The sequence below is a fragment of the Micromonospora sp. LA-10 genome (assembly GCF_051853095.1).
GTDB lineage: Bacteria > Actinomycetota > Actinomycetes > Mycobacteriales > Micromonosporaceae > Micromonospora > Micromonospora echinospora_A.
Genome location: NZ_CP195710.1, coordinates 4,577,867 through 4,602,385, shown reverse-complemented (window position 1 = coordinate 4,602,385; position 24,519 = coordinate 4,577,867). Strand labels below are relative to the sequence as shown.

Annotated in this window: 29 protein-coding genes and 1 pseudogene; 20 read left to right on the top strand and 10 right to left on the bottom strand. The window is 71.9% G+C overall.

Features of this window, described 5'->3' with window-relative positions; genetic code table 11:
- The first annotated feature begins 60 nt into the window (after window positions 1-60).
- From ACSDG8_RS21825 to ACSDG8_RS21810, 4 genes are all read left to right on the top strand, one after another.
- Window positions 61-1,464, top strand: coding sequence for a TldD/PmbA family protein (locus tag ACSDG8_RS21825; protein WP_210896245.1), 1,404 nt, complete (start codon window positions 61-63; stop codon window positions 1,462-1,464).
- A gap of 228 nt (window positions 1,465-1,692) precedes the next feature.
- Window positions 1,693-2,514 carry a hypothetical protein gene (locus ACSDG8_RS21820; protein ID WP_210896247.1) on the top strand — a complete coding sequence of 274 codons (822 nt, stop codon included), beginning with the start codon at window positions 1,693-1,695 and terminating at the stop codon, window positions 2,512-2,514.
- Window positions 2,515-2,524: 10 nt separating this feature from the next.
- Entirely contained in the window at window positions 2,525-4,438 is a 1,914-nt protein-coding gene (locus tag ACSDG8_RS21815; protein WP_210896249.1) for a fumarate reductase/succinate dehydrogenase flavoprotein subunit, read from the top strand.
- The gene (locus ACSDG8_RS21810; RefSeq protein ID WP_210896251.1) at window positions 4,438-5,547 is read left to right on the top strand and encodes a succinate dehydrogenase/fumarate reductase iron-sulfur subunit; all 1,110 of its coding nucleotides are present in this window, start codon (window positions 4,438-4,440) and stop codon (window positions 5,545-5,547) included. The genes ACSDG8_RS21815 and ACSDG8_RS21810 overlap by 1 nt, the downstream gene beginning before the upstream one ends.
- A 112-nt stretch (window positions 5,548-5,659) precedes the next feature.
- Here the strand turns inward: ACSDG8_RS21810 and ACSDG8_RS21805 are convergent, their stop codons facing one another.
- Entirely contained in the window at window positions 5,660-6,046 is a 387-nt protein-coding gene (locus tag ACSDG8_RS21805) for a (deoxy)nucleoside triphosphate pyrophosphohydrolase (RefSeq protein WP_307856117.1), read from the bottom strand.
- Between the two features lie 238 nt (window positions 6,047-6,284).
- Between ACSDG8_RS21805 and ACSDG8_RS21800 the strand changes: the two genes are divergently transcribed.
- The 6 genes from ACSDG8_RS21800 (at window position 6,285) to ACSDG8_RS21775 (ending at window position 9,775) form a co-directional block, all read left to right on the top strand.
- Entirely contained in the window at window positions 6,285-6,593 is a 309-nt protein-coding gene (locus ACSDG8_RS21800) for a 4a-hydroxytetrahydrobiopterin dehydratase (RefSeq protein WP_018784696.1), read from the top strand.
- Between the two features lie 125 nt (window positions 6,594-6,718).
- The gene (locus ACSDG8_RS21795; protein ID WP_210896255.1) at window positions 6,719-7,051 is read left to right on the top strand and encodes a hypothetical protein; all 333 of its coding nucleotides are present in this window, start codon (window positions 6,719-6,721) and stop codon (window positions 7,049-7,051) included.
- A gap of 92 nt (window positions 7,052-7,143) precedes the next feature.
- Window positions 7,144-7,506, top strand: coding sequence for a PH domain-containing protein (locus ACSDG8_RS21790; protein WP_018784695.1), 363 nt, complete (start codon window positions 7,144-7,146; stop codon window positions 7,504-7,506).
- Between the two features lie 23 nt (window positions 7,507-7,529).
- Window positions 7,530-8,243: a SanA/YdcF family protein gene (locus ACSDG8_RS21785; protein ID WP_210896257.1), complete on the top strand. Its 714-nt coding sequence runs from the start codon at window positions 7,530-7,532 to the stop codon at window positions 8,241-8,243.
- Between the two features lie 206 nt (window positions 8,244-8,449).
- Window positions 8,450-9,181, top strand: a complete 732-nt coding sequence (locus tag ACSDG8_RS21780; RefSeq protein WP_210896259.1) for a class I SAM-dependent methyltransferase — start codon at window positions 8,450-8,452, stop codon at window positions 9,179-9,181.
- A gap of 99 nt (window positions 9,182-9,280) precedes the next feature.
- Window positions 9,281-9,775 carry a GNAT family N-acetyltransferase gene (locus tag ACSDG8_RS21775; RefSeq protein ID WP_210896261.1) on the top strand — a complete coding sequence of 165 codons (495 nt, stop codon included), beginning with the start codon at window positions 9,281-9,283 and terminating at the stop codon, window positions 9,773-9,775.
- 130 nt (window positions 9,776-9,905) lie between these two features.
- Here the strand turns inward: ACSDG8_RS21775 and ACSDG8_RS21770 are convergent, their stop codons facing one another.
- Window positions 9,906-10,337, bottom strand: a complete 432-nt coding sequence (locus tag ACSDG8_RS21770) for a hypothetical protein (RefSeq protein ID WP_210896263.1) — start codon at window positions 10,335-10,337, stop codon at window positions 9,906-9,908.
- 111 nt (window positions 10,338-10,448) lie between these two features.
- Here ACSDG8_RS21770 and ACSDG8_RS21765 point away from each other — a divergent pair, with 111 nt between their 5' ends.
- The 4 genes from ACSDG8_RS21765 to ACSDG8_RS21750 all read left to right on the top strand — a co-directional run bounded on the left by ACSDG8_RS21765 (window position 10,449) and on the right by ACSDG8_RS21750 (window position 13,251).
- Window positions 10,449-10,808: a GntR family transcriptional regulator gene (locus ACSDG8_RS21765; protein WP_210896265.1), complete on the top strand. Its 360-nt coding sequence runs from the start codon at window positions 10,449-10,451 to the stop codon at window positions 10,806-10,808.
- Entirely contained in the window at window positions 10,805-11,683 is an 879-nt protein-coding gene (locus ACSDG8_RS21760) for an ATP-binding cassette domain-containing protein (RefSeq protein WP_210896267.1), read from the top strand. The genes ACSDG8_RS21765 and ACSDG8_RS21760 overlap by 4 nt, the downstream gene beginning before the upstream one ends.
- A complete protein-coding gene (locus ACSDG8_RS21755; RefSeq protein WP_210896269.1) occupies window positions 11,680-12,375 on the top strand; it encodes an ABC transporter permease in 696 nt (231 codons plus the stop codon). The genes ACSDG8_RS21760 and ACSDG8_RS21755 overlap by 4 nt, the downstream gene beginning before the upstream one ends.
- Window positions 12,376-12,531: 156 nt before the next feature.
- A complete protein-coding gene (locus ACSDG8_RS21750; protein ID WP_210896271.1) occupies window positions 12,532-13,251 on the top strand; it encodes a DinB family protein in 720 nt (239 codons plus the stop codon).
- A gap of 218 nt (window positions 13,252-13,469) precedes the next feature.
- Here ACSDG8_RS21750 and ACSDG8_RS21745 read toward each other — a convergent pair whose 3' ends face one another.
- From ACSDG8_RS21745 to ACSDG8_RS21735, 3 genes are read right to left on the bottom strand one after another with little or no spacing between them, the layout of a single operon-like run.
- Window positions 13,470-13,994 (bottom strand): hypothetical protein, encoded by a 525-nt coding sequence (locus ACSDG8_RS21745; RefSeq protein ID WP_210896273.1) that lies wholly within the window; start codon window positions 13,992-13,994, stop codon window positions 13,470-13,472.
- A 43-nt stretch (window positions 13,995-14,037) separates the two neighbouring features.
- Window positions 14,038-14,376, bottom strand: a complete 339-nt coding sequence (locus tag ACSDG8_RS21740) for a hypothetical protein (protein WP_210896275.1) — start codon at window positions 14,374-14,376, stop codon at window positions 14,038-14,040.
- Window positions 14,366-14,614 carry a hypothetical protein gene (locus tag ACSDG8_RS21735; protein ID WP_210896277.1) on the bottom strand — a complete coding sequence of 83 codons (249 nt, stop codon included), beginning with the start codon at window positions 14,612-14,614 and terminating at the stop codon, window positions 14,366-14,368. Before ACSDG8_RS21735 ends, ACSDG8_RS21740 begins: the two co-directional genes overlap by 11 nt.
- A gap of 192 nt (window positions 14,615-14,806) precedes the next feature.
- Here ACSDG8_RS21735 and ACSDG8_RS21730 point away from each other — a divergent pair, with 192 nt between their 5' ends.
- Together ACSDG8_RS21730 and ACSDG8_RS21725 are read left to right on the top strand one after the other, a co-directional pair.
- Window positions 14,807-15,319: a hypothetical protein gene (locus ACSDG8_RS21730; RefSeq protein WP_210896279.1), complete on the top strand. Its 513-nt coding sequence runs from the start codon at window positions 14,807-14,809 to the stop codon at window positions 15,317-15,319.
- Window positions 15,320-15,328: 9 nt separating this feature from the next.
- Window positions 15,329-15,868 carry a hypothetical protein gene (locus tag ACSDG8_RS21725; protein ID WP_210896281.1) on the top strand — a complete coding sequence of 180 codons (540 nt, stop codon included), beginning with the start codon at window positions 15,329-15,331 and terminating at the stop codon, window positions 15,866-15,868.
- A 116-nt stretch (window positions 15,869-15,984) separates the two neighbouring features.
- On the opposite strand, the gene ACSDG8_RS21720 is transcribed toward ACSDG8_RS21725, so the two are convergent.
- From ACSDG8_RS21720 to ACSDG8_RS21705, 4 genes are all read right to left on the bottom strand, one after another.
- A complete protein-coding gene (locus tag ACSDG8_RS21720; RefSeq protein ID WP_210896283.1) occupies window positions 15,985-16,482 on the bottom strand; it encodes an HAD domain-containing protein in 498 nt (165 codons plus the stop codon).
- 96 nt (window positions 16,483-16,578) lie between these two features.
- Window positions 16,579-17,664, bottom strand: a complete 1,086-nt coding sequence (gene ychF, locus ACSDG8_RS21715; RefSeq protein ID WP_210896285.1) for a redox-regulated ATPase YchF — start codon at window positions 17,662-17,664, stop codon at window positions 16,579-16,581.
- A 58-nt stretch (window positions 17,665-17,722) separates the two neighbouring features.
- On the bottom strand, window positions 17,723-18,469 hold the full coding sequence (locus tag ACSDG8_RS21710) for a peptidase E (protein WP_210896287.1): 747 nt from the start codon (window positions 18,467-18,469) through the stop codon (window positions 17,723-17,725).
- 30 nt (window positions 18,470-18,499) lie between these two features.
- Window positions 18,500-19,006: a MarR family winged helix-turn-helix transcriptional regulator gene (locus tag ACSDG8_RS21705; protein WP_210896289.1), complete on the bottom strand. Its 507-nt coding sequence runs from the start codon at window positions 19,004-19,006 to the stop codon at window positions 18,500-18,502.
- Window positions 19,007-19,099: 93 nt separating this feature from the next.
- Between ACSDG8_RS21705 and ACSDG8_RS21700 the strand changes: the two are divergent.
- Window positions 19,100-19,873, top strand: a pseudogene (locus tag ACSDG8_RS21700) (EamA family transporter); the annotation flags it as partial.
- A 98-nt stretch (window positions 19,874-19,971) separates the two neighbouring features.
- Here the strand turns inward: ACSDG8_RS21700 and ACSDG8_RS21695 are convergent.
- Window positions 19,972-20,436: a hypothetical protein gene (locus ACSDG8_RS21695; protein ID WP_247678976.1), complete on the bottom strand. Its 465-nt coding sequence runs from the start codon at window positions 20,434-20,436 to the stop codon at window positions 19,972-19,974.
- A 243-nt stretch (window positions 20,437-20,679) separates the two neighbouring features.
- Here ACSDG8_RS21695 and ACSDG8_RS21690 point away from each other — a divergent pair, with 243 nt between their 5' ends.
- From ACSDG8_RS21690 to ACSDG8_RS21680, 3 genes are read left to right on the top strand one after another with little or no spacing between them, the layout of a single operon-like run.
- A complete protein-coding gene (locus tag ACSDG8_RS21690) occupies window positions 20,680-22,131 on the top strand; it encodes an AlkA N-terminal domain-containing protein (RefSeq protein WP_439427201.1) in 1,452 nt (483 codons plus the stop codon).
- Window positions 22,128-22,640, top strand: a complete 513-nt coding sequence (locus ACSDG8_RS21685; protein WP_210942517.1) for a methylated-DNA--[protein]-cysteine S-methyltransferase — start codon at window positions 22,128-22,130, stop codon at window positions 22,638-22,640. Before ACSDG8_RS21690 ends, ACSDG8_RS21685 begins: the two co-directional genes overlap by 4 nt.
- Before the next feature lie 37 nt (window positions 22,641-22,677).
- On the top strand, window positions 22,678-24,498 hold the full coding sequence (locus ACSDG8_RS21680) for an ABC transporter ATP-binding protein (RefSeq protein ID WP_210942518.1): 1,821 nt from the start codon (window positions 22,678-22,680) through the stop codon (window positions 24,496-24,498).
- Window positions 24,499-24,519 lie beyond the last annotated feature (21 nt).

Below are 24,519 nucleotides of genomic sequence, written 5' to 3'. Positions count from 1 at the left end.
AACCGGCAGGCTCAGTGCGAAGGTGCCTCATGACGGCACGGAGCGAAGCGGAGTGCCGTCATGAGCGCCGAACTTGGGATCGCGGCGGGAGTGGTGGACCTGGTGCGGCGTACCGCCGGGGCGGATGCCGAGGTCGAGGTGCTGGTGACCCGCTCCGATCTGGCGCTGACCCGGTTCGCCAACTCGTTCATCCACCAGAACGTGGCCGAGACCGGCGTCGCCGTACACCTGCGGTTGCACGTGGACGGGCGGACCGCGACCGGCAGCGGCAGCCGGGCCGACGCCGACGGGCTGGCCGCGCTCGTCGAGCGGACCCGGGCGGCGGCCCGGCTCGCGCCGCCCGACCCGGCCTGGCCGGGGCTGACCGTGCCGACCGCGACGCCGTCCGGTCCGGCCGTCGACGAGGCCACCGCGTTCGCCTCGCCCGACGAGCGGGCCGAGCGGGTACGCGCGTTCGTGGACGCGGTCGACGGGCTGGAGGCGGCCGGCTACTGCCGCACCGCGTACCGGTCGGGGGCGTTCGCCAACTCGGCCGGGCACACGGCTGCCGGAAGCGCGGCCGAGGCGGCGATGGACGGCATCGCCCGCGCCGGCGCGGCGGACGGGGTGGCGCGGCTGTGCGCCGACCGGCTCGCGGACCTCGACGGCGCGGCGCTGGGCGCGCACGCGGCGGCGAAGGCCCGGGCCGCTGCCGACCCGGTCGAGCTGCCGCCCGGGCACTACGAGGTGGTGCTCGAACCGGCCGCCGTCGCCGATCTGCTGCAGAACCTCGCCTGGTACGGCTTCAACGGCAAGCGGTACGCCGAACGGCAGTCCTTCGCCGAGCCGGGCGCCGCCCAGTTCGACCCGCTGGTGACGCTGGTGGACGACCCGCTGCACGCCGGCGCGCTGCCGTTCGACCTGGAGGGCACGCCCCGGCGCGCGCTGCCGCTGGTGGAGGCGGGCACCACCCGGGCGGTGGCGTACGACAGGCGCGGCGGCGCGGAGGCGGGCGCCGGGTCCACCGGCCACGGCATGCCGGGTAGCGCGACCTTCGGGCCGATCCCGCACAACATCCGCCTGCTGGCGGGCCCGGGCGTCGCCGACGCGGCCGTCGCGGCCGGGCCGGTGAGCGCGGGCGTCACCGGGGCGGTGGGCGACCCGGACACCGCCGCGCTGGTGGCCGGGATGCGGCACGGGCTGCTGGTGAGCGACTTCTGGTACACGCGGGTGCTGGACCCGAAGCAGCTGGTGGTCACCGGGCTGACCCGCAACGGGGTGTGGCTGGTCGAGGACGGCGTGCCGACCCGGGCGGTACGCGACTTCCGGTTCACCGAGTCGTACCCGCGGGCCCTGGGGCCGGGGCGGGTGCTGGGCCTGGGCCGGGCGCCGGTCCGGCAGCCGGGCCGGGCCGACGGGTCCTGGTACGAGGCGCCGGCGCTGCGGCTGTCCTCCTGGCACTTCACCGGCGGCGCGTCCGGGTGATCCGGCGTGCCGCCGGGCGCACCGCGGCGTCGGGTCGGCGCACCGTTCGACCGACCCGCCACATTGATCATGAAGTGACTCTTTCCAAGCTGCGGGACACACGGGACACTGCGTTGCGCGGCCGGGCCGTGAAGATCGGCGTAACGTGTGTCACTTAGCCGCACCGGTTCGCCGGTGTGGCCTCGTGCGTGCGCAAGACGTGACAGTGACGTCAGGGAGATGACTCGAATGACAACTACGTCGGCCAAGACGCCGAGATCAGGGCCGCGGGGAGGGCGGGCGCGCGCCGCCATCGCGGCGAAGACGTTGCGGACCGACCGGTGGTGGCTCGCTCCGCTGATCACTGTGGTCGGGCTCAGCGCCTGGGTCATCTACGCGACGGTCCGGGTCTTCATGCACAAGTGGTACTGGGTGGAGCAGTACCACTACCTGACACCGTTCTACTCCCCCTGTGTCACCGACCGCTGCGTCGAGGGCTCCTCGCACTTCGGCCAGTTCCTGCCCGGCTGGTGGATCATCCCGGACGCGGCGCTCACCCTGCCGTTCCTGCTGCTGTTCCGGCTGACCTGCTACTACTACCGCAAGGCGTACTACCGGTCGTTCTGGCTGTCGCCGCCGGCCTGCGCGGTGCCGGACGGGCACCAGTCGTACAGCGGCGAGACGCGGTTCCCGCTGCTCGGGCAGAACCTGCACCGCTACTTCTTCTACGCCGCCGCGATCATCTCGCTGATCAACACCTGGGACGCGATCCTGGCCTTCCACTCCCCCGAGGGCTTCGGCTTCGGCCTGGGCAACATCATCCTGATCGGCAACGTGGTGATGCTGTGGGCGTACACGATCTCCTGCCACTCCTGCCGGCACATCATCGGCGGGCGGCTCAAGCACTTCTCCAAGCACCCGATGCGCTACAAGGCATGGACCGGGGTGTCGTGGTTGAACGTCCGGCACATGCAGCTCGCCTGGATCACCCTGGGCACCCTGGCGCTCACCGACTTCTACGTGATGGCGGTCGCCGCCGGCTGGATCAACGACCTGCGGTTCATCAACTGAGAGCCTGGACATGACTGAGACGCGAATCGAACGACACCACTACGACGTCGTCGTGATCGGGGCCGGTGGCGCCGGCCTGCGCGCGGCGATCGAGGCCCGGCTGGCCGGCAAGAAGACCGCGATCATCTCGAAGTCGCTGTTCGGCAAGGCGCACACGGTGATGGCCGAGGGCGGCGCCGCCGCCGCGATGGGCAACGTGAACTCGCGGGACAACTGGCAGGTGCACTTCCGGGACACCATGCGCGGCGGCAAGTTCCTCAACAACTTCCGGATGGCCGAGCTGCACGCCAAGGAGGCGCCGCAGCGGATCTGGGAGCTGGAGACGTACGGCGCGCTGTTCGACCGCACCAAGGACGGGAAGATCTCGCAGCGCAACTTCGGCGGCCACGAGTACCCGCGCCTGGCGCACGTCGGCGACCGGACCGGCCTGGAGCTGATCCGTACGCTCCAGCAGAAGATCGTCTCGCTCCAGCAGGAGGACAAGCAGGAGTTCGGCAGCTACGACGCGCGGATCCGGGTCTTCTCCGAGACCACGATCACCGAGCTGCTGCTCGACGGCGACCGCGTGGCCGGCGCGTTCGGCTACTACCGCGAGTCCGGCGAGTTCGTGCTGTTCGAGGCGCCCGCCGTGGTGCTCGCCACCGGCGGCGTCGGACGCTCCTACAAGGTCACCTCGAACTCCTGGGAGTACACCGGGGACGGTCACGCGCTGGCGCTGCGCGCCGGGGCGACGCTGATCAACATGGAGTTCCTCCAGTTCCACCCGACCGGCATGGTCTGGCCGCCCTCGGTGAAGGGCATCCTGGTCACCGAGTCGGTGCGCGGCGACGGCGGGGTGCTGAAGAACTCCGAGGGCAAGCGGTTCATGTTCGACTACGTCCCCGACGTGTTCCGCAAGCAGTACGCGGAGACCGAGGAGGAGGCGGACCGCTGGTACACCGACCCGGACAACAACCGGCGTCCGCCGGAGCTGCTGCCCCGCGACGAGGTCGCCCGCGCGATCAACAGCGAGGTCAAGGAAGGCCGGGGTACGCCGGCCGGCGGCGTCTACCTGGACATCGCCTCCCGCAAGTCGGCCGAGGAGATCCGCCGCCGCCTCCCGTCGATGTACCACCAGTTCAAGGAGCTGGCCGACGTCGACATCACCAAGGAGCCGATGGAGGTCGGCCCGACCTGTCACTACGTGATGGGCGGCGTCGAGGTGGACCCGGACTCCGGCGCGGCCTTCGGCACGGTGCGCGGGCTCTACGCCGCCGGTGAGGTGTCCGGCGGCATGCACGGCTCCAACCGGCTCGGCGGCAACTCCCTGTCCGACCTGCTGGTCTTCGGCAAGCGCGCGGGCGGGCACGCGGCCACGTACACCGATCAGCTCACCAGCCGCCCGGCGGTGTCGGTGGCGGCGGTGGAGGCCGCTGTGGAAACGGCGCTGGCGCCGTTGCAGCGGGACACCGGCGAGAGCCCGTACCAGCTCCAGCAGGACCTCCAGGTGGTCATGGGCGACCTGGTCGGCATCATCCGGCGTGAGGGTGAGCTGGCCGACGCGATCGGCCGGCTGGCCGAGCTGCGTGAGCGGGTGGCGAAGGTGAGCGCGGTCGGCGGCCGGCGCTACAACCCGGGCTGGCACCTGGCGCTGGACCTGCGCAACATGCTCGTGGTCTCGGAGTGCACCGCGAAGGCGGCGCTGGAGCGGCAGGAGTCGCGCGGCGGGCACACCCGGGAGGACTACCCGGCGATGGACCCGAAGTGGCGGGGCGTCAACCTGGTCTGCTCGCTGGACGGGGACGCGGTCCGGCTGACCCACAAGCCGCTGCCGAAGATGCGGCCGGAGCTGATCGGGCTGTTCGACCGGGCCGAGCTGGCCAAGTACCTGACCGACGAGGAACTCGCCGAGTTCGACGCCCTCACCGAGGAGGCGAACAACTGATGGGAAGTAAGCGCCAGTTCCGCATCTGGCGGGGCGACGAGACCGGCGGCGACCTGAAGGACTACACGGTCGAGGTCAACGAGGGCGAGGTGGTCCTCGACGTGATCCACCGGCTCCAGGCCACCGAGGCGCCCGACCTGGCGTGCCGGTGGAACTGCAAGGCCGGCAAGTGCGGCTCCTGCTCCATGGAGATCAACGGCAAGCCGCGGCTGGGCTGCATGACCCGGATGTCGACGTTCGAGGAGTCCGAGACCGTCACGGTCACCCCGCTGCGCACGTTCCCGGTGATCCGGGACCTGGTCACCGACGTCTCGTTCAACTACGAGAAGGCCCGGGAGACCCCGGCGTTCGCGCCGCCGGCCGACGTGGCGCCCGGCGACTACCGGATGCAGCAGGTCGACGTGGAGCGCTCGCAGGAGTTCCGCAAGTGCATCGAGTGCTTCCTGTGCCAGAACGTCTGCCACGTGATCCGTGACCACGACGAGAACAAGCCGGCGTTCTCCGGTCCCCGGTACTTCATCCGCGCGGCCGAGCTGGACATGCACCCGCTCGACGCGCGTACCGACCGCCGGGAGTACGCGCAGTCCGACATGGGACTCGGCTTCTGCAACATCACCAAGTGCTGCACCGAGGTCTGCCCCGAGCACATCAAGATCACCGACAATGGGATCATCCCCATGAAGGAACGGGTCGTCGACCGCAGGTACGATCCCCTTGTGTGGCTCGGTAACAAGATCTTCCGGAGGGGTCAGGTGCCTCAGACCAGCGCGACCAGCGGGCATGCCAGCGGTGCCGTCACGTCCGGAGGGACGCACGGCGGGGCGCACGCGCACTCCGGCGGAACGCACTCGCACGGCGGGGTGCACTCGCACGCGGGCGGCTCGCACGACAGCGACGCCGAGCGTCAGGCCCAGCAGGGCGTCAACTGGCACCGCGAGGTGCCGCACCCGACCGCCCCGGCGGTGGACGCCAACGGCAGGCTGCCGCTGACCGAACTGACGTTCAACCGGGCCGCCGCGCCGTCGCCGTTCGGCGACGACGTGACGTTCCCGCTGCCCCCGGAGCATCTCAACTTCGCTCACCCGCAGCAGGACGAGCCGAAGCACTGATCAGCAGCGCGACGACGGGGGCCAGCGGCACACGCCGCCGGCCCCCGTCCCGTTTCGGCCCGGCTCTCCCGGCCGGCGTCCCGCCCGGCCGGGGGCGGTCAGCCGGGGGCGGTCAGCCGGTGGCGAGCAGCGGGCGCAGCGCGGCCACGATCGGCACGTCGGCCGGCAGCCAGTCGACGCTGTCCAGCTCGGCGGCGGAGAGCCAGCGCAGCTCCGCGTGTTCCAGGGCCTTCGGCTGGTCGCCGTGCAGCAGCCGGGCGGCGTAGACGCGCAGCACGGACCGGCCGTGCGCCATCCGTACGTCGCGGCCGACGCGGGCGCCGACAGCCACCCGTACGCCCAACTCCTCGGCGCACTCGCGGGCCAGCGCGTCGGTCTCGGCCTCACCCGGCTCGACCTTTCCGCCGGGGAACTCCCACCGGCCCGCCACCTCGGGGGGCGCGGAGCGCTCGCACGCCAACACCCGGCCGCCCTCGATGATCGCGGCCCCGACGACCACCCTCGGCTCCCGCCGGTCGGCCTGCCCGCTCCCGCTAATCCGTTCGGTCCGCACGGGCCACCAGCGTGCCAGATCAATCGGCGGTTTGGGTAGCTGCGTCGGCCGTCAGGTCAGCAGAACACGGAAGTGTGGGCGTGGACACACCATCTGAGTGGCGAGAGACTAGAGGGCGTCGACTGGGACACGGGATGGCGACGATTTGGCCACAAGCCGGCAACGACGCCTGGGAGGTGCGGTGATGCGCGTGCTGTTCAGCGGCCGTGCCAAGCACGACTACCTCAGCGACGCACTGGCCCTGCTGTCCGGCTGGACGCGCGAGGGCGAACAGATCCGCCGCACGATCGTCCTCGACGACACCCAGCACGCCGCGCTCACCGAGCGGGTCGCGGTGGTGGCCGACGCGCTGCGGCTGCGCCCGGAGATCAGCCGCCGGGCCGATCGTACCCAGATCCGGCTGGGCCACGGCGACGGCGAGCCGCTCACCGAGGGTGAGGTGCTGCTCGCGGCGCGCATCGAGGACGCGGTCCGCGCGGTCACCGAACCCTAGGCGCTCGCTGAAAGATCGCTGGACGTTGTGGATTAGGAAACATCCCTGAGGGTAGGACATCCGGCATTGGGAGATAGAACTCCCGAAAGAGACGGAATGTGCGATAACCCCTTTAGGAGCTGACCATGACGACGCCCACCGCGGCCACCGACCGGACCACCGACCACGGCCACACCGGCCACCTCGAACGCGAGGTCCGGCACCCGCGCCGGCACGGCGACGAGACCAAGCCGGCATGGAAGACCACCGAGCTGGCGGTCTACCTGCTCGCCGTGATCGGTGTCCTGATCGCCTCGAACGCCGTCGGCGACGGCGCGGCAGACAACGGCGCCGACTACTTCGCCGCCGACAAGGCGTGGTGGTACATCACCCTGCTGACCATCGGTTACCTCGTCAGCCGCGGCTTGGCCAAGGCCGGCAGCCGCAGCCGGGACCACGACCCGCGCGCCGACCACTGACCCAGGTACGTGAACGCGGCCCCGTCCGGTGGACGGGGCCGCGACCGTGTGCGGGGCGGTGAGAGCTGGCGCACCCCGCCTAGCCTGGGCACATGTCTGGCCCCACGTACGACCGCAAGGAACAGTTCCAGCAGATCCAGAGCGGGCTGCTGCCCGGTGAGCAGATCATCGCCGTCTACGACGCGGTGGGCACCGGCACCGGCTTCATCGGCCTGACCGACCGGCGGGTGATCATCCAGGACCGCTCCTTCGTCGGCAAGCGGTACGCCATCACCAGCATCCCGTACTCGAAGATCACCAGCGTGAGCGTGGTGAGCAACAAGTCCTGGGGCGGCTCGTTCTTCTCCACCGGGTCGATCGCCGTGCACGTCGGCACGCACACCTACGAGGTGGAGTTCCGGGGCGCGGAGAAGAGCCACCACGTGCACAACGTGATCCTGCACCACATCTCCTGACCCGCGCTGGCACAATCGCCGCCATGCGAGGGCTGACGGCGCGATGGCGGGCCTGGCGGGGCGACCACCGGCGGGCCGTACGCCTGATCCGCCGTCTCCTGGTGCTCGCCACGGCCGCCGTGGTGCTGCTGGGCGCCGCCACGGTCGCCAGCGTGACCTGGGTCCGCGGCGCCGCCGAGGGTCGCCTGTTCGACGCCGCGGACGTGCCGGAGACGCCGGTCGCGCTGGTGCTGGGCACCAAGGTGGAGCCGGACGGCGCCCCGGCGCCGTTCCTCGCCGGCCGGCTGGAGATCGCCCGCCAGCTGTACGCCGCCGGCAAGGTCCAGGTGCTCCTGCTCTCCGGCGACCATATGGACTGGGACTACGACGAGCCGGACGCGATGCGGCGCTGGCTCGTCGACCGGGGCGTCCCGGCGGAGAAGACGGTGCTGGACCACGCCGGCTTCGACACGTACGACTCGTGCGTCCGCGCGCACCGCGTCTTCGGGGTCCGGCGGGCCACAGTGGTCACCCAGTCGTTCCACCTGCCGCGCGCGGTGGCGCTCTGCCGGGACGCCGGCATCGAGGCCGTCGGCGTCGGCGACGACACCGCCCGCCGGTACGCCGGCCAGTGGCGGATCAGCTCCACCCGGGAGTACGCCGCCTGCGTCAAGGCCGCGGTGGACGTGCTCAGCGGGCGTGACCCGGTGCACCTCGGCCGCCGGGAGGCCGGTGTGGACGACGCGCTGCGGGCGTAATCCGGTTGTCGCCCCCGGCGGCTGCTGCTCTGCTGGACCTCTCGAAGCCGACCGGAGGGAGCACCGCCATGCCACACGCTACGAAGCCCAGCCGACCCGTCGTCACCCTTGCTGAAACGAGGCTTCGTGTATCCGTACCCCATTCCGGTGGGGGTCGCTGACCCCGCGCCGCGTCCTGTCCCTTCCGCCCGGCGGGAGGGCGTGTGATGTCCGTCTTCGACGATCCCGGCCTGTTCGGCCGGCTCTGGGCTGACACCTACGACGGCCCCGGCAATCCCGACCCGGCCCCGGCCGTCGACTTCCTCGCGCCGCTGGCCGACGGCGGCCCGGTGCTCGAACTGGCGGTCGGCACCGGCCGGATGGCCCTGCCGCTGGCCGCCCGCAGCCTGACCGTGGAGGGCGTCGAGGCGTCCCCGGAGATGGTCGCGCAACTGCGCGCCAAGCCGGGCGGCGCGGACATGCCCGTGACCATCGGCGACATGGCGGACGTCCCGGTCGCCGGGCCGTACCGTCTGGTCTACCTGGTGTTCAACACGCTGTTCAACCTGGTGTCCGAGGAACGCCAGGCGGACTGCTTCCGCAACGTCGCCCGGGTGCTCGCGCCCGGCGGCGCGTTCGTCATCGAGACGTTCGTGCCCGACCCGGCGGACTTCGACCGGGACGAGCAGGTCCAGGTGCGGGAGGTGACCGAGGACTCGGCCACCATCCGCCTGCACCGGTACGACCGGGCGGCGCAGACGTTCGTGCGGCAGACCGTCACGTTCGACGCCTCCGGCGTGCACCTGAAGCCGTTCGCGATGCGCTACGCCTGGCCGGAGCAGGTCGACGAGCTGGCGGAGCGGGCCGGGCTGCGGCTCGCCGAGCGGTACGCCGACTGGGACCGGTCGCCGTTCGACGCGGACAGCCGCTCGCACATCTCCGTCTACCGGCCCCGGTAGCGGTCGCGCCGAGGGCCGGGGCGTCCCGTCCCGGCCCTCGGCCGGCGCCGATTACGCTGACGCCGCCGGGGTCTGCGCGGTCCCCGGCAGGAGGGGCCGATGACAGTCACCGTCGCCGCGATGGACGACTCGCACGCCGACGCCGTGCTGGAGATCTACCGCCTGGGCATCGCCGAGGGCAACGCCACGTTCGAGACCGAGCCGCCGGACTGGACGCGGTTCACCGCCGGGCGGCTGCCCGGCCACCGCTGGGTGGCGCTGGACGAGAACGGCGACGTGCTCGGCTGGGTGGCCTGCTCGGCGGTCTCCGACCGCTGCGTCTACGCCGGGGTGGTCGAGCACTCCGTCTACGTGCACCCGCGCGGGCGTGGGCGCGGGGTCGGCCGGGCGCTGCTGGAGGCGCTGATCGCCTCCACCGAGGCGGCCGGGATCTGGACCATCCAGTCCGGCGTGTTCCCGGAGAACACCGCGAGCCTCGCGCTGCACGCGACGTGCGGCTTCCGCGTCGTCGGCACCCGGGAACGGGTCGGCCGCCACCACGGCCTCTGGCGCGACGTGACCCTGATCGAGCGCCGCAGCCCGCACGTCATCTGACGTTTCCCCGTCCCGCCCCGGCCCGCCTCACCCTCGGCCCACCCGGTGATCAAGGAGTTTGTGTCCGGTCGGCACAGTCCTGGAGACGTAAACCCCTTGATCACCGGATGAGGTCGCGGCGGGACACGGGCTAGGCGCCGACCAGGTGGCGGCGTACCAGGGTGTCCCGCTCCAGGATCAGGTCGACCATCTGCCAGAACTCGGGGAGCCGGGGATGGGTCAGGACCTCCTCGCGGCTGAGCTTGCGGCCGAAGATCGGGCTGTCCCCCGCCACCTCGCCGCCGTTGACGAGCGTCGCGGCCGGCCCCGGCGAGCCGGCCACCGGCCCGACCCGGCAGCCGAAGGTGATGTGGTCGTCGGTGTCGTCGCGGCCCCAGCTGCCCAGGATCGCGTCGATCCAGACCTCGTGCACGCCGTCGTGGTGGTAGCAGCTCGCGAAGTAGACGGCCGACGTCGCGTCGTCGGTGCGGATGTCGGCCCAGGTCCGCTCCGCGGCGGTGTCGCAGCAGCCGCAGACGAACTGCCGTACCTGGCGGGTGCTCTCGTCGATCGTCAGTGTCACGGCGCGAACCCTAGCGAGCCGTGAGCGGCCGCGCGTACCCGAAGAAGACTTGACGCCTCACCCGGCGAGGTGCCATGGTTAGTTACATGAGTAATGAACCAATGAGGCGGGATGGATGACGGGCGGCCGATCTTCGTCCAGATCGCGGAGCTGATCGAAAACTCGATCATCGACGGGACGCTCGCGGAAGAAACCCAGGTGCCGTCCACCAACGAGCTTGCGGCGTTCCACCGGATCAACCCGGCGACCGCCGCCAAGGGCATCAACCGCCTGGTCGATGACGGGCTCCTCTACAAGAGACGGGGAATCGGAATGTTCGTGGCAACGGGGGCCGTCGAAACACTCCGGGAGCGCCGCCGGCGCGAGTTCTCCGACCAGTACGTGCGGCCCCTCATCGAGGAGGCGCGCAAGTTGGGCATCGGCACCGAGGAGCTGAAGAAGCTCATCGACACAGGGGAGGAAGAGCGATGAGCGTCGTAGCGGCAGCCGGCCTCACGAAGCGGTTCGGCGAGGTGACCGCTCTCGACGACGTCACCTTCACGTTGACGGGTGACAAGATCTACGGCCTCCTCGGCCGCAACGGCGCCGGCAAGACGACGCTGATGCAGCTGATCACCGGCCAGAACAGCGGCACCAGCGGCGACCTCACGCTCTTCGGTGAACGCCCGTACGAGAACGAGCGGGTGCTGTCGCGGGTGGTCTTCATCAAGGAGAGCCAGACGTACCCGACCGCGTACCAGGTCCGGCACGTGCTGAGCCTGGCGAAGCGGCTGTTCCCGAACTGGGACGAGGACTTCGCGCAGTCCCTGGTGGACGACTTCGACCTGCCGCGCAAGCGCAACGTGCGCAAGCTGTCCCGCGGCATGCTGTCCGCGCTGGGCGTGACGATCGGCCTGGCCGCACGCGCGCCGCTGACCTTCTTCGACGAGCCGTACCTCGGTCTCGACGCGGTCGCCCGGCAACTGTTCTACGACCGGCTGCTCGCCGACTACGCCGAGAACCCGCGCACCGTAGTGCTCTCCACGCACCTCATCGACGAGGTGGCCGACCTGATCGAGCACGTGCTGCTGCTCGACCGCGGCAGGCTGCTGCTCGACGCGCCCAGCGACGAGCTGCGCGGCGAGGTGATGGAGGCGTCCGGCCCGGCCGCGGCGGTGGACGAGTTCGGCGCCGCGTACCGGGTGCTGCACCGTGAGCAGCTCGGCGGCGCGGCCCGCGCGACGCTGCGCGGGTCGTTCGACGACGCCGAACGGACGCGCGCCAAGAAGCTCGGCATCGACCTGGCGCCGGTGTCGCTCCAGCAGGCCGTGGTGCGCCTGACGACGGAAAGGACGAACACGCGATGACTCGTATCCTCGACGTCGCCCGGATGCACACCATCGCCTGGATCGGCCAGCTGGCCTGGCCGTGGGGCATCATGGCCATCTCGCTCGGCGTCAACCTGCTGATCTTCGCCTCGATCGACGAGGCCGCGCCGGGCAAGAACACCACAGGCGGTCTGGCCAGCCTCTACATCGTCTGCTCGATCGTCGCCGCCGCCTCGATCAGCCAGGTGTTCCCGTTCGCGCTCGGCATGGGCGTCACCCGGCGCACCTTCTACCTCGCGACCGTGCTCGTCAACGTGGTGCAGGCGGTCGTCTACGGCGTCGTGCTCTACCTGCTCAACCTGATCGAGGGCGCCACCGGCGGCTTCGGGATCCAGCTGCGGTTCTTCCGGATCCCGTACATCGACGTCGACAACGGGCTGCTCCAGATCGCCGTCTACGCGGTGCCGTTCCTGTTCCTGAACTTCCTCGCCGTCTTCGCCGCCGTCTGGTACGTCCGGTTCGGCATGAACGGCCTGCTCGGGGCCGGCGCCGCCCTGATCCTGGTGACCGGCCTGCTCGTCGCGTTGATCACCTGGCAGGGATGGTTCGGTGACATCTGGCAGTGGCTGAGCAGCCAGCACCAGGTCAGCCTGCTGGTGGGGTGGCCCGCCCTGATCGCCGCGGTGGCCGCCCTCGGGGGGATGGCGGCCATCCGCCGGGCGAACGCCTGACGGCAGGCACGGGTGGCGGTCGCCGGTCCGCGCGATGCGGGCCGGCGACCGCCACCCGCATGTTCCGGCGGCCGACACTTCGTCCGGTCGCGCCGGCAGTCGTTGTCGGACCCCCTCGCTAGCATGGCCGCGAATCGCCGACGGGAGGGTTGCGCCGTGGACCAGAGCGACCGCACGACGTTCGTGGACAGGGACCTGCAAGGCGCGCGCTTCACCAGGTCGACGCTGGCCGGCGCGGTGATGCGCGGCGTCGACGTGCGCGGGCTCGACATCGACGCGCCGTGGCTCACCGACGGCGCGCTGCTGGTCAACGGTGTCGACGTCGTGCCGCTCGTCGAGGCCGAACTCAACCGGCGGTTCCCCGGGCGCGAGCTGAGACATGCCGAGGATCCCGATGGCCTGCGCGCGGCGTGGGCGGCGCTCGAACGAGCCTGGGCGGCCGCGGTCGACCGGGTCGTGTCCATGCCCGAGGGCGCCGCCGACATCTCGATCGACGGCGAGTGGTCGTTCGCGCAGACCCTGCGCCACCTCGCGTTCGCCACCGACGCCTGGCTCGGCAAGGCGATCCTGCGCCTGCCGCAGCCCTTCCATCCGCTCGGGCAGCCACACGCCGAGTACGAGACGGACGGACTCGACATGTCGATCTTTCCCGCGGCGCGGCCGAGTCTCGCCCAGGTGCTCGATATGCGGGCCGAGCGGCAGGCCATGGTGCGGGAGTTCCTCACGGGCGTCACACCAGAGCTGCTCGCCGAGCCTCGACCGACAGCGTGGTCACCCGAACGCGAGGCGCCGGTCCTGCGCTGCATCCACGTCATCTTCGACGAGGAGTGGGAACACCTCCGCTTCGCAGTGCGCGACCTGGACGCGCAGGAGTAGCAGGGTTCTTGCGGAGCATCGCGCCTGACCACGACCGACACGTTTCTCGACACGAGGGCGCGCAGGGGCAGCCTGCGGCTCGGTCGATCATTCGCCCGGGCTAAGACCAAAGGTTGAGGCAGCCTCCAGACCTGCTGCCCCACCAGAACGGCGGCCTACACCTGCTCACACGGCCCTTCGGCCGCTTACGCAAGCGTCGTCGCCCGGAGGGTGCGCGCCTACAGGTACGGCTCGAAGGTGGTCGGCAGGATCTCACGGAGATAGTCCAGGGAGCTGACCCGTCCGGTGCCGCCCAGGACGTCCAGCAGCAGGTCAACCATGCCGCCGGGATAGCGTTCCCCGGTCCGGCAGCGGATGTCGGCCACCACGCACGTCCACGAGTCGGGCGGCCCATCGGTCAGCTCCCAGCAGAGCTCGAACTCACCGTTCACGGTGCCCCAGGAGAACAGCTCCCCCGGAACATTGCCGAACCGGTACCAGTCCTTGAGGTCGTTGGCCGGGTCGGTCCGGGCCAGAAGCTGCTCGACGTAGACGGCCGGATCCCCGTGGTAGTCCGGTTCGTACGGGTGGAACACCTGCACGAGGTCGACGGCGCCCGGAGGGAACCGCTCCACGTACTGCCGGAAGTCCGTGGGAAACCAGTGGCCGAACGCGGCCTGCAACGACGACCAGTCCGGGCGGTGAGGGGACCTGCCGTTCCAGCCGACCAGCGCCGCCAGACTGTCCACCGCCGTGCCCGACACGCCCGCATCGTTGCCCGGTCCGGCGGCTACCGAGCGCCGGTGCTCAGCCACGTCGTAGCCAGTCCGGCGTCGGCGGCGACGAGACCCGCAACGGTCCGCGACGGTCACGAATGTACGTTTCGTAGTCCGCGAAATGGCGGCGGCGGCTCAGGTAGTGCGGGTAGTGGTCGAAATGCCACCGGCACTCCTCGATGAACCCGGTGTGGTCTCCGAGCCCGAGGCGGGCACAGGTGCGAGCGAACTCGTCCAGACCGTCCAGCATCTCGGCGCACTGTGCGGGTGTCGCGCCGTCGGCGCCCCACAGCACCCCGGCCGGAAGCTCGTGCACCGCGTGTTCGAGCCACCGGCGGTCGTGCCGGTAACAGTCCTGGTCAGCGCTCACGCCGCTCCTCGCGCCACAACTCGTGCCCACGCATCAGCCAGCCGACCCAGAACACCGCGAACAAGATCAGGAAGCACGCGAACAGCACCACGGCGAGCACCGCCGCGATCGGCTGGAACCGCCCTGCGTCGCCGTTCCATCCGCTCGCCGCGAGGGTCCCGAGGCCGCCGCAGGCGATCATGGAGATGAGCAGGACCGGCCGGTCTACCGGGTGAGGCTCACGGGGCAGACGCAACATCGGCTCCTCGGTAGGTGGCACACGAGGCGTCCGCACACGGCCGCCTCCGACGGCCTGCATCGTCGCAGTGCCGGCCCTGAGATCAAAGACCCGAAATCCGGCGCACGGGCACCTGACAGGTGGGACGGTCGTGCGCTCCTGGTCAGATCTGGTTCATGGTGGCAGTGTCCTGCCGTGATGCAACGAGACCTGGTGACCTGGCGAGATGACCTGCGGAAGGCGGTCGCGTCCGCGGTGCTCGACTTCGAGGACCGCTACGGATACCCGCCCGGTGAGAACGCCGTCAGTGAGCCCTCGACGACCTCTGCCGCGCTGATCGCCGCCGCCCGTCCCGCCATCCCCGCTGCCCTTGCCGACCTGTACGCGGTGGTTGACGCCGTCGACCTGGCCGACATCGACAACGGGTTCTTCCTGCACAGCGCCTCCCACGTGGTCCACGTCCACGAGGCACGGGACCTCTGGCACGTACGTGGCAGCCACGACGCCGACGTCGTCGTATTCGCCAGCGACGGCGGCGGCACGCAGTACGCGCTGGCGACGCCGGGCGGCTCGCCCGTCTACCGGCTCCCTCCCGACCTCGTCCTCGACGGCGTCTACACCTCGGAGGACCCGCGCTTCGACGTAGTTGCCCCGGACCTGGCCACCTTCCTCGACCGCCTGCTCCAGGACGTGAAGAGGTTCGCCGCGTCGGGCACGCGTCGGTAGCCTCGCGCGGTGACGTCTGCTGATCGGGAAGGCTGGTCGTTCGCCACCGCACGGGTCCCGGCCGATTTCGGCGCTGCGATCCACCCGCTCACACCCGGCGTGCAGCACGCCTGGAGCGGCGAGGAGACCCTGTGCGGCCTCGTCGAGGATCAGATCGAGTTGTACCGGCACCTCTTCGGCGGCGAGGACGACGCGGCCTGCCCGACCTGCCGGCAGCAGGCCGCCGCCGCCCCGACCCGGCCTTGCGCACAGGAACGCCTGCACGACCGGGTGCTGGTGACTGCGGCGGGGCCGATGCGCGAGGAGCTGCTCGACGCTCTGCGCCGAGGCGCCCGGATCAAGCTGTGGATCAACGGTCCTGCCGTCACCCTGGCCAGGCACTACGCCCGGCTGGACCAGATCGTCGAGGGTGGCCCCGCCGTGGTCGCGGCACTTGGCGTCGACGGATCGGTCGGGCTTGCCCGGGTTGAGCACGGGCCGTGGCAGTTCATCGTCGTCCTGCCCGACCACGGGCCGCCCCGGATCGCTCGCGCAACGGCCGACCGGTAGGCACCTGCCTCCACCACCGGGCACGTGGCCTCGCACGACGCATGGCATGAGCGCGAGGAAATGCCGGACTCGGAGGAGCGCACCGGGCCGTACTCAGACGTTGAAGCGGGCTGCTGTCACCAACTCCGCTCGCCGCCTGACAAGTCCTCAGCCCAAGAAAGCACCTGGAGGACTGCGGCTTGAGTCAGCCCCTCTGCCGGATCGACATCGACCAACAGCGTCGGTGCCTTGCGACCCTCGGCCCAGGCACGCGCCTCCGGCGTCAACGCATCGTCGATCCACACCGCAGGTCGTGCGCCGACATAGCTGGCGATGGCAGGCACCTTCTCCCGTGGCTCGAACGGGATCGGAGGAAAGCCGATCACGGGTAGCTGTGGAAGCTGTAGCACCGGCGCGAGAAGTCGGTTCGCCTCGGCGCCCCACCCGGTTGCCCACGCCATCTCGAACCGGTCACCCAGTTCCCGAAGCCAGGCCACGTGAGCGCGGCACAGTCGTACCGGCTCCTCGTCAGGGAAGAAGTCGAACTCCTCGTAGCCAGATGGACACCGGTCGGCCCCGAACGGGTTCAGAACCCCGTCGACGTCCAGCAGGAGAAGAGGCAGACCGCGTGACATGGCTGCCACGATACGATCCGGAGCACACGCCGACTCGTCCGTCGGTGTGCCCCAGAGCGCGAGACCAACGTGCTGACCTGCGGGAACAGGCTGGATTCAGACGTTGAAGCGGAACTCCACCACGTCGCCGTCCTGCATGACGTACTCCTTGCCCTCGATCCGGACCTTGCCGGCGGCCTTGGCCGCCGCCATCGATCCGGCCTCGACCAGGTCGTTGTAGGAGACCACCTCGGCCTTGATGAAGCCGCGCTGGAAGTCGCTGTGGATCACCCCGGCGGCCTCCGGCGCGGTCGCGCCGACCGGGACGGTCCAGGCCCGCGCCTCCTTGGGGCCGGCCGTCAGGTACGTCTGGAGCCCGAGCGTCCGGAAGCCCACCCGGACGAGCTGGTCCAGGCCCGGCTCGGACTGCCCGATCGACTCCAGCAGCTCGCGGGCCTCGTCCTCGGGCAGGTCCACCAGCTCGGACTCGATCTTGGCGTCCATGAAGACCGCCTCGGCGGGCGCGACCAGGCCACGCAGCTCGTCGAGGAACTCGGCGTTGCCCAGCTCGGCCTCGTCGACGTTGAAGACGTAGAGGAACGGCTTGGTGGTGAGCAGGTGCAGCTCACGCAGGTGTTCCAGCTCGACCTTGGCGGCGGCGGCGCCCGCGTACAGGGTCACGCCGTTGTCGAGGACCTCGACCGCCTTCTTGGCTGCCTCGACGGCGGCGGCCCGGTCCTTGCGGAGCTTGGCCTCCTTCTCCAGCCGGGGCAGCGCCTTCTCCAGCGTCTGGATGTCGGCCAGGATCAGCTCGGTGTTGATCGTCTCGATGTCGTCGGCCGGGGAGACCTTGCCGTCGACGTGCACCACGTTCGGGTCGGAGAAGGCGCGCACCACCTGGCAGATCGCCGAGGCGTCGCGGATGTTGGCGAGGAACGCGTTGCCCCGGCCCTGCCCCTTGGACGCGCCGCGGACCAGGCCGGCGATGTCGACGAAGGAGACGGGCGCCGGCAGCACCTTCTGCGAGGAGAAGATCTCGGCCAGCTTGGCCAGCCGCTCGTCGGGCAGCCCGACCACGCCGACGTTCGGCTCGATGGTGGCGAACGGGTAGTTCGCGGCGAGCACGTCGTTCTTGGTCAGCGCGTTGAACAGGGTGCTCTTGCCCACGTTGGGCAGGCCGACGATGCCGATGGTGAGACTCACGACGACCCAGCTTACGCGCCTCGCCGGCACCGCCGGGCAGGCAGGTACGCGAAGCCGGTCACTGCGGCGCGGCGGACAGCAGGCGCGGCTCGATCCGCGTCTCCCGGGCGGTGCCGTCCTCGGCGCGGACCAGCTCGTACGCGGCCACGCCCGGCCGGTCGGCCACCGCCTCGGCCAGCCGGGTCCCCCGGTAGATCAGCCCGACGCCGTCGTCGGTGCAGTGGCTCGCCGGCAGCGTGCCGTCGGCGACCAGCCGGTGCATCAGCGGCCGCCGCTGCTCCTCGCTGTCGTAGTGCACGCCGTTGCCGTACGGCAGCCAGCCCAGCCCTTCGGTGAAGGGCCGCAGCGTCGGGCCGTAGCTGTCGGTGGCGCCGCCGGTGTGCCAGCAGATCGAGCCCGCAGAGACCCCGCCGAGCACCACACCTGCCTGCCAGCACTCGTGCAGGATCTCCGGCAGGCCGTGCACCCGCCAGACCGCGCACAGGTTCGCCACGCTGCCGCCGCCGACCCAGATGACGTCCTGCGCGAGCAGGTGGGCGCGGATGTCATCGACGTTCGGCATCGGGTAGAGCGCCAGGTGGGAGGCGCGGAACCGGGTGCCGGCGAAGGCGCCGTAGAAGACGGTGAACCCGGTCGGCTGGTCCCCGGTGGCCTGGCCGAGGTAGCAGACGCGGGGCGCGTCACCGGCCCCGGCCAGCTCGGCCATCAGGTCGAACAGGGCGCTGGGCCGGGCGTCCCACGGGCCGCGGCGCCGGCCGGCGAAACCCATGCTGGTGGCGACGATCGTCGGTTCAGTGGCGGGCACTGGCGTCCTTCCTGCCGATGACAGTGACGATCATTGTGCCGGATCAGAGGCGTCGGCCGCGGCGAGCAGCGTACGCAGCAGGTCGGCCAGCCGGTCCTGGTCGGCCGGGGGCAGCGCGTCGAGGATGCGCCGCTGCACCGCGAGCCCGGCCTCGGCGGACTCCTCGACCACCCGGCGACCGGCGTCGGTGAGTGTGACCCGCAGCGCCCGCCGGTCGGCCGGGTCCGGCGAGCGGCGTACCAGGCCGGCTCGTTCGAGGCGGTCGAGCCGCCCGGTCATGCCGCCGGAGGTGAGCATCAGCGAGGCGGTGAGCGACTTCGGCGCCAGCGTGTACGGCTGGCCGGAGCGGCGCAGCGCGGCGAGCACGTCGAACTCGCCCCGGCCGATGCCCCAGGCCGCGTACACCTTCTCCTGCCGGTCGCCGACCAGCCGGGCCAGCCGGTAGATGCGGCCGAACACGGCCATCGGCTCGGGCCGCATGCCGGGCCGCTCCCGTTGCCACTGCTCGACGATCGCGTCCACCTCGTCGCCTGTCACGGCTGCCGATTGTGCCCCACGTCCCACTTCCGCTTTTCGCTCGGGCCTGATTAGCTTAGCGCTAAGATACTTAGAGACAAGGAAGAGGCTTCTATGAACCCTCGTTGGACCGACGTCGCGCTCACCGCCGCCGCCCCCGTCACCTGGGGCACCACCTACCTGGTGACCGCCGAACTCCTGCCCCCGGACCGGCCGCTCTGGGCCGGCGCGATTCGGGCTCTCCCGGCCGGGCTGCTGCTGCTCGCGTTGACCCGGAGACGACCACACGGCGTCTGGTGGGGACGCGCCGCCCTGCTCGGCGCGCTCAACATCGGGGTGTTCTTCCCGCTGCTCTTCCTCGCCGCGTACCGGCTGCCCGGCGGCACCGCCGCCGTGCTCGGCGCCGCGCAGCCACTGCTCGTCGCGGTGCTCACGGTGGCCCTGCTCCGCGACCGTCCCACCCGGCCGGCGCTGGTCGCCGCCGTGGCCGCCCCGCTCGGCGTCGCCCTCGTGGTGCTGCGTCCCGGCGCCGGCCTCGACCCGCTCGGCGTCGCCGCCGGCCTCGCCGGGGCCGTGGCGATGGCGGCCGGGCTGGTGCTCACCCGCCGCTGGGGCCGGCCGCCCGGCGTGGGCGTCCTGGCCGCGACGAGCTGGCAGCTCGTCGCCGGTGGCCTGATGATCGTGCCGGTCGCCGCCACCGTCGAAGGCGCGCCGCCCGTGCCCGACGGGCCGGCACTGCTCGGGTACGCGTGGCTCGGGCTGGCCGGCACCGCGCTGGCGTACGTGCTGTGGTTCCGTGGCGCCGCGCGGCTGCCGGTGGCCCGGGTGTCGGTGCTCGGCGCGTTGAGCCCGCTCACCGCGGCGACCATCGGCTGGGCGGTGCTCGGCGAGGCGCTGGATCCGGTCCAGCTCGCCGGGTTCGCGGTGGCAGTGGCGGCGATGGTGCTCGCCCAGCTGCCGGACCGGAGGGCGGCCGCACTCAGCCGTCAGCCGGCCCGCAGCCGGCGCCAGTCCTCCGGCCACGGGTCGGCGGCCACGCCCTCGGGCAGCGCACCGGCCGGCAGTTGCGCCGCGGCGGCCAGCGGCAGCGTGAACCGGTGCGCGGCGGCGGGCCCCGCCTCGTACGACCGGTCGAGCAGCCACCGCACCTCGTCGGCGGTCCAGCCCAGGCCGGAGCGGGCGGCGATCTCCCGGACCAGCCGCAGGCCGACGCGGGTGTCGTCGTCGTAGAAACGCATGCACCAGTGGTGCGCCCACATGCCGAGCGCGCGCAGCCCTTCGGGGTCGAGCGAGCCGGCCAGCCGGCCGCAGGCGGTGTCGGGGAACGGGCGACCGGGGTCACCGGCCCGGTCGCGCTCGATCGCGCCGTACGCGGCCGGCGCCACCATCCTCATCCGCTCGTAGAAGCCCTGCACCACCGCGGCGTCCAACGGTGCTCGCCCCGATCGCATCAGCGGACACCCCGCCCGGCCACGCTCGCCATGCCCCGCACCTTTTCTTGAGTTGGTGGCGGGACCGTACCGACCACTTACGACACTTTCTCGGGTCCGCCGATCATGATCCACGCCATCTCGCCGAGGTGGCGGCATCCGGGAACCGGGGATACCGCCACCTCCCCGAGCCGGCGCGACTGCCACCTGTCATGTCCGAATCCCGCCAGCCGCGCCGGGGGTTCGCGAGGCAGGATCGAGGGCATGGAGCTGGACTTTGAACGGTGTTACCGGGCCGTCGACAGCCGCGACCCGCGGTTCGACGGCTGGTTCTACACCGGCGTGACGTCGACCGGGATCTACTGCCGGCCGTCCTGTCCGGCGATGACGCCGAAGCGGCAGAATGTCCGCTTCTTCCCGTCGGCCGCCGCCGCGCAGGGAGCCGGGCTGCGGGCGTGCCGCCGGTGCCGGCCGGACGCGGCACCCGGCTCCCCGCAGTGGGACGTCCGGGCCGACCTGGTCGGCCGGGCCATGCGGTTGATCGCCGACGGCGTGGTCGACCGCGACGGGGTGCCCGGGCTGGCCGGCCGGCTGGGCTACACCGAGCGGCACCTGCACCGGATGCTCCAGGCCGAGCTGGGCGCAGGCCCGCTGGCGCTGGCCCGGGCACAGCGCGCACAGACCGCCCGGATCCTCATCGAGACCACCGGTCTCGGCCTGGCCGAGGTGGCCTTCGCCGCCGGGTTCGGCAGCGTCCGGCAGTTCAACGAGACGGTCCGTGAGGTCTACGGCGGCACCCCGTCCGAGCTGCGCGCCGGGCGACGCGGCCCGGCCTCGGCCACCGGCGCGGGCACGCTCTCGCTGCGGCTGGCATACCGGCCGCCCCTGCACGCGGGCGCGCTGCTGGACTTCCTCACGCTGCGCGCGCTGCCCGGCGTCGAGGTGGTCCGCGACGGCACGTACCACCGGGCGCTGCGCCTGCCGCACGGTCCCGGCACGGTGGCGCTGACCCCGTCCGACGGGCACGTGGCCGCCACGCTGAGGCTGGCCGACATGCGTGACCTGGCCCCCGCGGTGGCCCGGTGCCGCCGCCTGCTCGACCTGGACGCCGACCCGGTCGCGGTGGACGCCACACTGGCCGCCGACCCGGCGCTGGCCCCGGCGGTCGCGGCCGAGCCGGGCGTCCGGCTCCCGCACGCGGTCGACGGCTTCGAGCTGGCCGTCCGCGCCGTCGTGACCCAGCAGGTCTCGCTGAGTTCGGCGCGGACCACGCTCACCCGCCTGCTCTCCGCCACCCGGGCCGCGAGCGGCGCGGGCACCGACGATCCGGCGGACGGCCTGGTGGCGTTCCCGGGTCCGGCCGACGTGCTCGCGGCGCCGGACCCGGCGTTCCGGATGCCGGCGGCCCGCCGGGAGACGATCCGGGCGCTGGCCCGCGCCGTCACCGACGGAAAGCTGGACCTGGAACCCGGGGGCGACCGGGAGGAGACGGTCCGGCTCCTGGCCGAGGTGCCCGGCGTCGGCCCGTGGACCACCGGCTACCTGGCCATGCGCGCACTCGGCGACCCCGACGTCGCCCTCACCACCGACCTGGGCGTACGCCGCGGCGCAACCGCGCTCGGCCTGCCCGACACCCCGAAGACCCTGCTCGCGTACGCCGACCGCTGGCGCCCCTGGCGGTCCTACGCGACGATCCGACTCTGGAGAGCAGCATGAACACTGTGGACAGCACCGTCATCGACACACCCGTCGGCCCGTTGAGCGTGCTCGCCGGCCCCGACGGCGCGGTACGCGCGGCCGGCTTCACGCCCGACCCGGCGGCCCTGGCGCCGTTGACCCACCTCAGCCTGCGCGGCGACCTGCGGGAGCGGGCCGACCTCGGGCCGGTGACCGCCGCCGTCCGGGCCTACCTGGACGGAGACCTCGCCGCGATCGACGCGATCCCGGTGGAGCAGCACAGCGGCGGGCTCTTCCTGACGCACGCCTGGCAGGTGCTGCGCGACGTCAAGCCCGGCGATCCGGTCACCTACACCGGGTTCGCCGCGCTGGCCGGGCGGCCCGCCGCGGTCCGCGCCGCCGCGGCGGCCTGCGCGCGCAACGCGGCAGCGCTCTTCGTGCCCTGTCACCGGGTGCTGCGCACCGACGGCACGCTCGGCGGCTACCGCTGGGGCCTGCCCGTGAAGAAGTGGCTTCTCGGGCATGAGGGACGGGTGACGGCTAGCTGACAGCGGAAACGTCACCCCTGGCCGCTACCGTCGGGTAGTGCCCGCGCCCAGCGACGGCAACCCCGCGGCGCATATCGACGCCCGGTCCCAGCCCCTGCGCAACCTCTGGCGGCTGCGGCCCTACCTGCGCCCGTACGCGACGGAGTTCGCCTGGCTGCTGGTGGCGGCGCTCGCGGCCACCGCGGCGAGCCTGGCCGTTCCGCTCGTGGTGCAGCGGGTGGTCGACGGGCCGGTGGCCCGGCACGACGAGGCCGGGCTGCTGCGGCTCGGCGGCCTCGCGCTGCTGCTCGGGCTCGCCGAGGCGGTCCTCATCTTCATCCGCCGCTGGACCCAGTCGTCGTCCTCGGTGGGTATGGAGGCGGCCATCCGCGCCGACATCTACGCCCACCTGCAACGGCTCCCCGCCGGCTTCCACGACCGCTGGCAGTCCGGCCAGCTGCTGTCCCGGATCACCAGCGACCTCTCGGTGATCCGGCGGTTCCTCTCCTTCGGGCTGCTGTTCCTCGTCCTCAACCTGATCACCTACGTCGCGGTGGTGGTGCTGCTGATCCGGCTGCACCCCTGGCTGGGGTCGCTGGTCGCGGCCAGCGCCGTACCGCTGTTCCTGATCAGCCGCCGCTTCGCCCGGCACTACCACGCGGCGTCACGCCGGATGCAGGACCAGCAGGGCGACGTCGCCACGCTCGTCGAGGAGACCGCGCAAGGGCTGCGCACCATGCGGGCGTACGGGCGGGGGCCGGAACTGGCGGCCCGGTTCACAGTTGGCGCGCGCCGACTGCACGACACCGGGATCGGCAAGGCGCGGCTGCTGGCCCGTACCTCGGCGCTGTTCGACCTGGTGCCCAACCTGACCCTCGGGGCGGTCCTGGTCACCGGCGCGGCCGCGGTCGCCGAGGGCGCGCTGTCCATGGGAGAGCTGGTCGCGTTCGTCAGCCTTCAACTCATGCTGATCTGGCCGGTGCAGTCGCTCGGCTGGATCATCGCCAACGGTCAGGAGGCCGCCACCGCCGCCGACCGGATCCAGGAGGTGCTCGACACCCGGCCCACGATCGTGGACGCGCCGCACGCCCGGTCGCTGGAGCGCGCCGACGTACGCGGCCGGCTCCGCTTCGAGGGCGTCACCTTTCGCTATCCGGGCACCCCGGCGCCGGTGCTGCACGACCTGGACCTGACCGTCGAGCCGGGCGAGACGATGGCGCTCGTCGGCGTCACCGGCTGCGGCAAGAGCACGCTGCTGTCGCTCGTCCCCCGGCTGCACGAGGTGACCGGCGGCCGGGTCACCGTCGACGGGCGTGACGTGCGTGACCTGCGGCTCGGCTCGCTGCGCCGGCTGGTCGGGGTGGCGTTCGAGGAGCCGACCCTGTTCTCCATGTCGGTCTGGGAGAACCTGACGCTGGGGCGGCCGGACGCGGGCGAGGAGGAGGTTCGGGCGGCGCTGGCGCTGGCGCAGGCGGACTTCGCGTACGAGCTGCCCTGGGGGCTTGCCACCCGGGTCGGTGAACAGGGGCTGTCGCTGTCCGGCGGGCAGCGGCAGCGACTCGCGCTGGCCCGCGCGGTGCTCGGGCGGCCCGCCCTGCTGGTGCTCGACGATCCGCTCTCCGCGCTCGACGTGCACACCGAGGCGCTGGTGGAGACGGCGCTGCGCCGGGTGCTGCGGGAGAGCCGCACCACTGCGCTGCTGGTGGCGCACCGCCCGTCGACGGTGGCGCTGGCGGACCGGGTGGCGCTGCTGGACGGCGGCCGGATCGTCGCCGTCGGCACCCACTCGGAGCTGCTGGCCCGGGTACCGGCGTACCGGGCGGTGCTCTCCGCCGAACCGGAGCGCCATTCCGGCGGCGTCGGTCTGGTGCGCTCGTGACCGGCGGCGCGCCGCGGGTGC

Excerpts from the sequence above, each read along its gene's own strand:
- ACSDG8_RS21780 (WP_210896259.1), top strand. The coding sequence starts at position 8,450 with ATGTCCGTCTTCGACGATCCCGGCCTGTTCGGCCGGCTCTGGGCTGAC.
- ACSDG8_RS21795 (WP_210896255.1), top strand. The coding sequence starts at position 6,719 with ATGACGACGCCCACCGCGGCCACCGACCGGACCACCGACCACGGCCAC.
- ACSDG8_RS21785 (WP_210896257.1), top strand. The coding sequence starts at position 7,530 with ATGCGAGGGCTGACGGCGCGATGGCGGGCCTGGCGGGGCGACCACCGG.
- ACSDG8_RS21720 (WP_210896283.1), bottom strand. The coding sequence starts at position 16,482 with ATGTCACGCGGTCTGCCTCTTCTCCTGCTGGACGTCGACGGGGTTCTG.
- ACSDG8_RS21695 (WP_247678976.1), bottom strand. The coding sequence starts at position 20,436 with ATGCGATCGGGGCGAGCACCGTTGGACGCCGCGGTGGTGCAGGGCTTC.
- ACSDG8_RS21800 (WP_018784696.1), top strand. The coding sequence starts at position 6,285 with ATGCGCGTGCTGTTCAGCGGCCGTGCCAAGCACGACTACCTCAGCGAC.
- ACSDG8_RS21790 (WP_018784695.1), top strand. The coding sequence starts at position 7,144 with ATGTCTGGCCCCACGTACGACCGCAAGGAACAGTTCCAGCAGATCCAG.
- ACSDG8_RS21685 (WP_210942517.1), top strand. The coding sequence starts at position 22,128 with ATGAACACTGTGGACAGCACCGTCATCGACACACCCGTCGGCCCGTTG.
- ACSDG8_RS21815 (WP_210896249.1), top strand. The coding sequence starts at position 2,525 with ATGACTGAGACGCGAATCGAACGACACCACTACGACGTCGTCGTGATC.
- ACSDG8_RS21690 (WP_439427201.1), top strand. The coding sequence starts at position 20,680 with ATGGAGCTGGACTTTGAACGGTGTTACCGGGCCGTCGACAGCCGCGAC.
- ACSDG8_RS21825 (WP_210896245.1), top strand. The coding sequence starts at position 61 with ATGAGCGCCGAACTTGGGATCGCGGCGGGAGTGGTGGACCTGGTGCGG.
- ACSDG8_RS21820 (WP_210896247.1), top strand. The coding sequence starts at position 1,693 with ATGACAACTACGTCGGCCAAGACGCCGAGATCAGGGCCGCGGGGAGGG.
- ACSDG8_RS21760 (WP_210896267.1), top strand. The coding sequence starts at position 10,805 with ATGAGCGTCGTAGCGGCAGCCGGCCTCACGAAGCGGTTCGGCGAGGTG.
- ACSDG8_RS21735 (WP_210896277.1), bottom strand. The coding sequence starts at position 14,614 with ATGTTGCGTCTGCCCCGTGAGCCTCACCCGGTAGACCGGCCGGTCCTG.
- ACSDG8_RS21765 (WP_210896265.1), top strand. The coding sequence starts at position 10,449 with ATGGATGACGGGCGGCCGATCTTCGTCCAGATCGCGGAGCTGATCGAA.
- ACSDG8_RS21755 (WP_210896269.1), top strand. The coding sequence starts at position 11,680 with ATGACTCGTATCCTCGACGTCGCCCGGATGCACACCATCGCCTGGATC.
- ACSDG8_RS21775 (WP_210896261.1), top strand. The coding sequence starts at position 9,281 with ATGACAGTCACCGTCGCCGCGATGGACGACTCGCACGCCGACGCCGTG.
- ACSDG8_RS21810 (WP_210896251.1), top strand. The coding sequence starts at position 4,438 with ATGGGAAGTAAGCGCCAGTTCCGCATCTGGCGGGGCGACGAGACCGGC.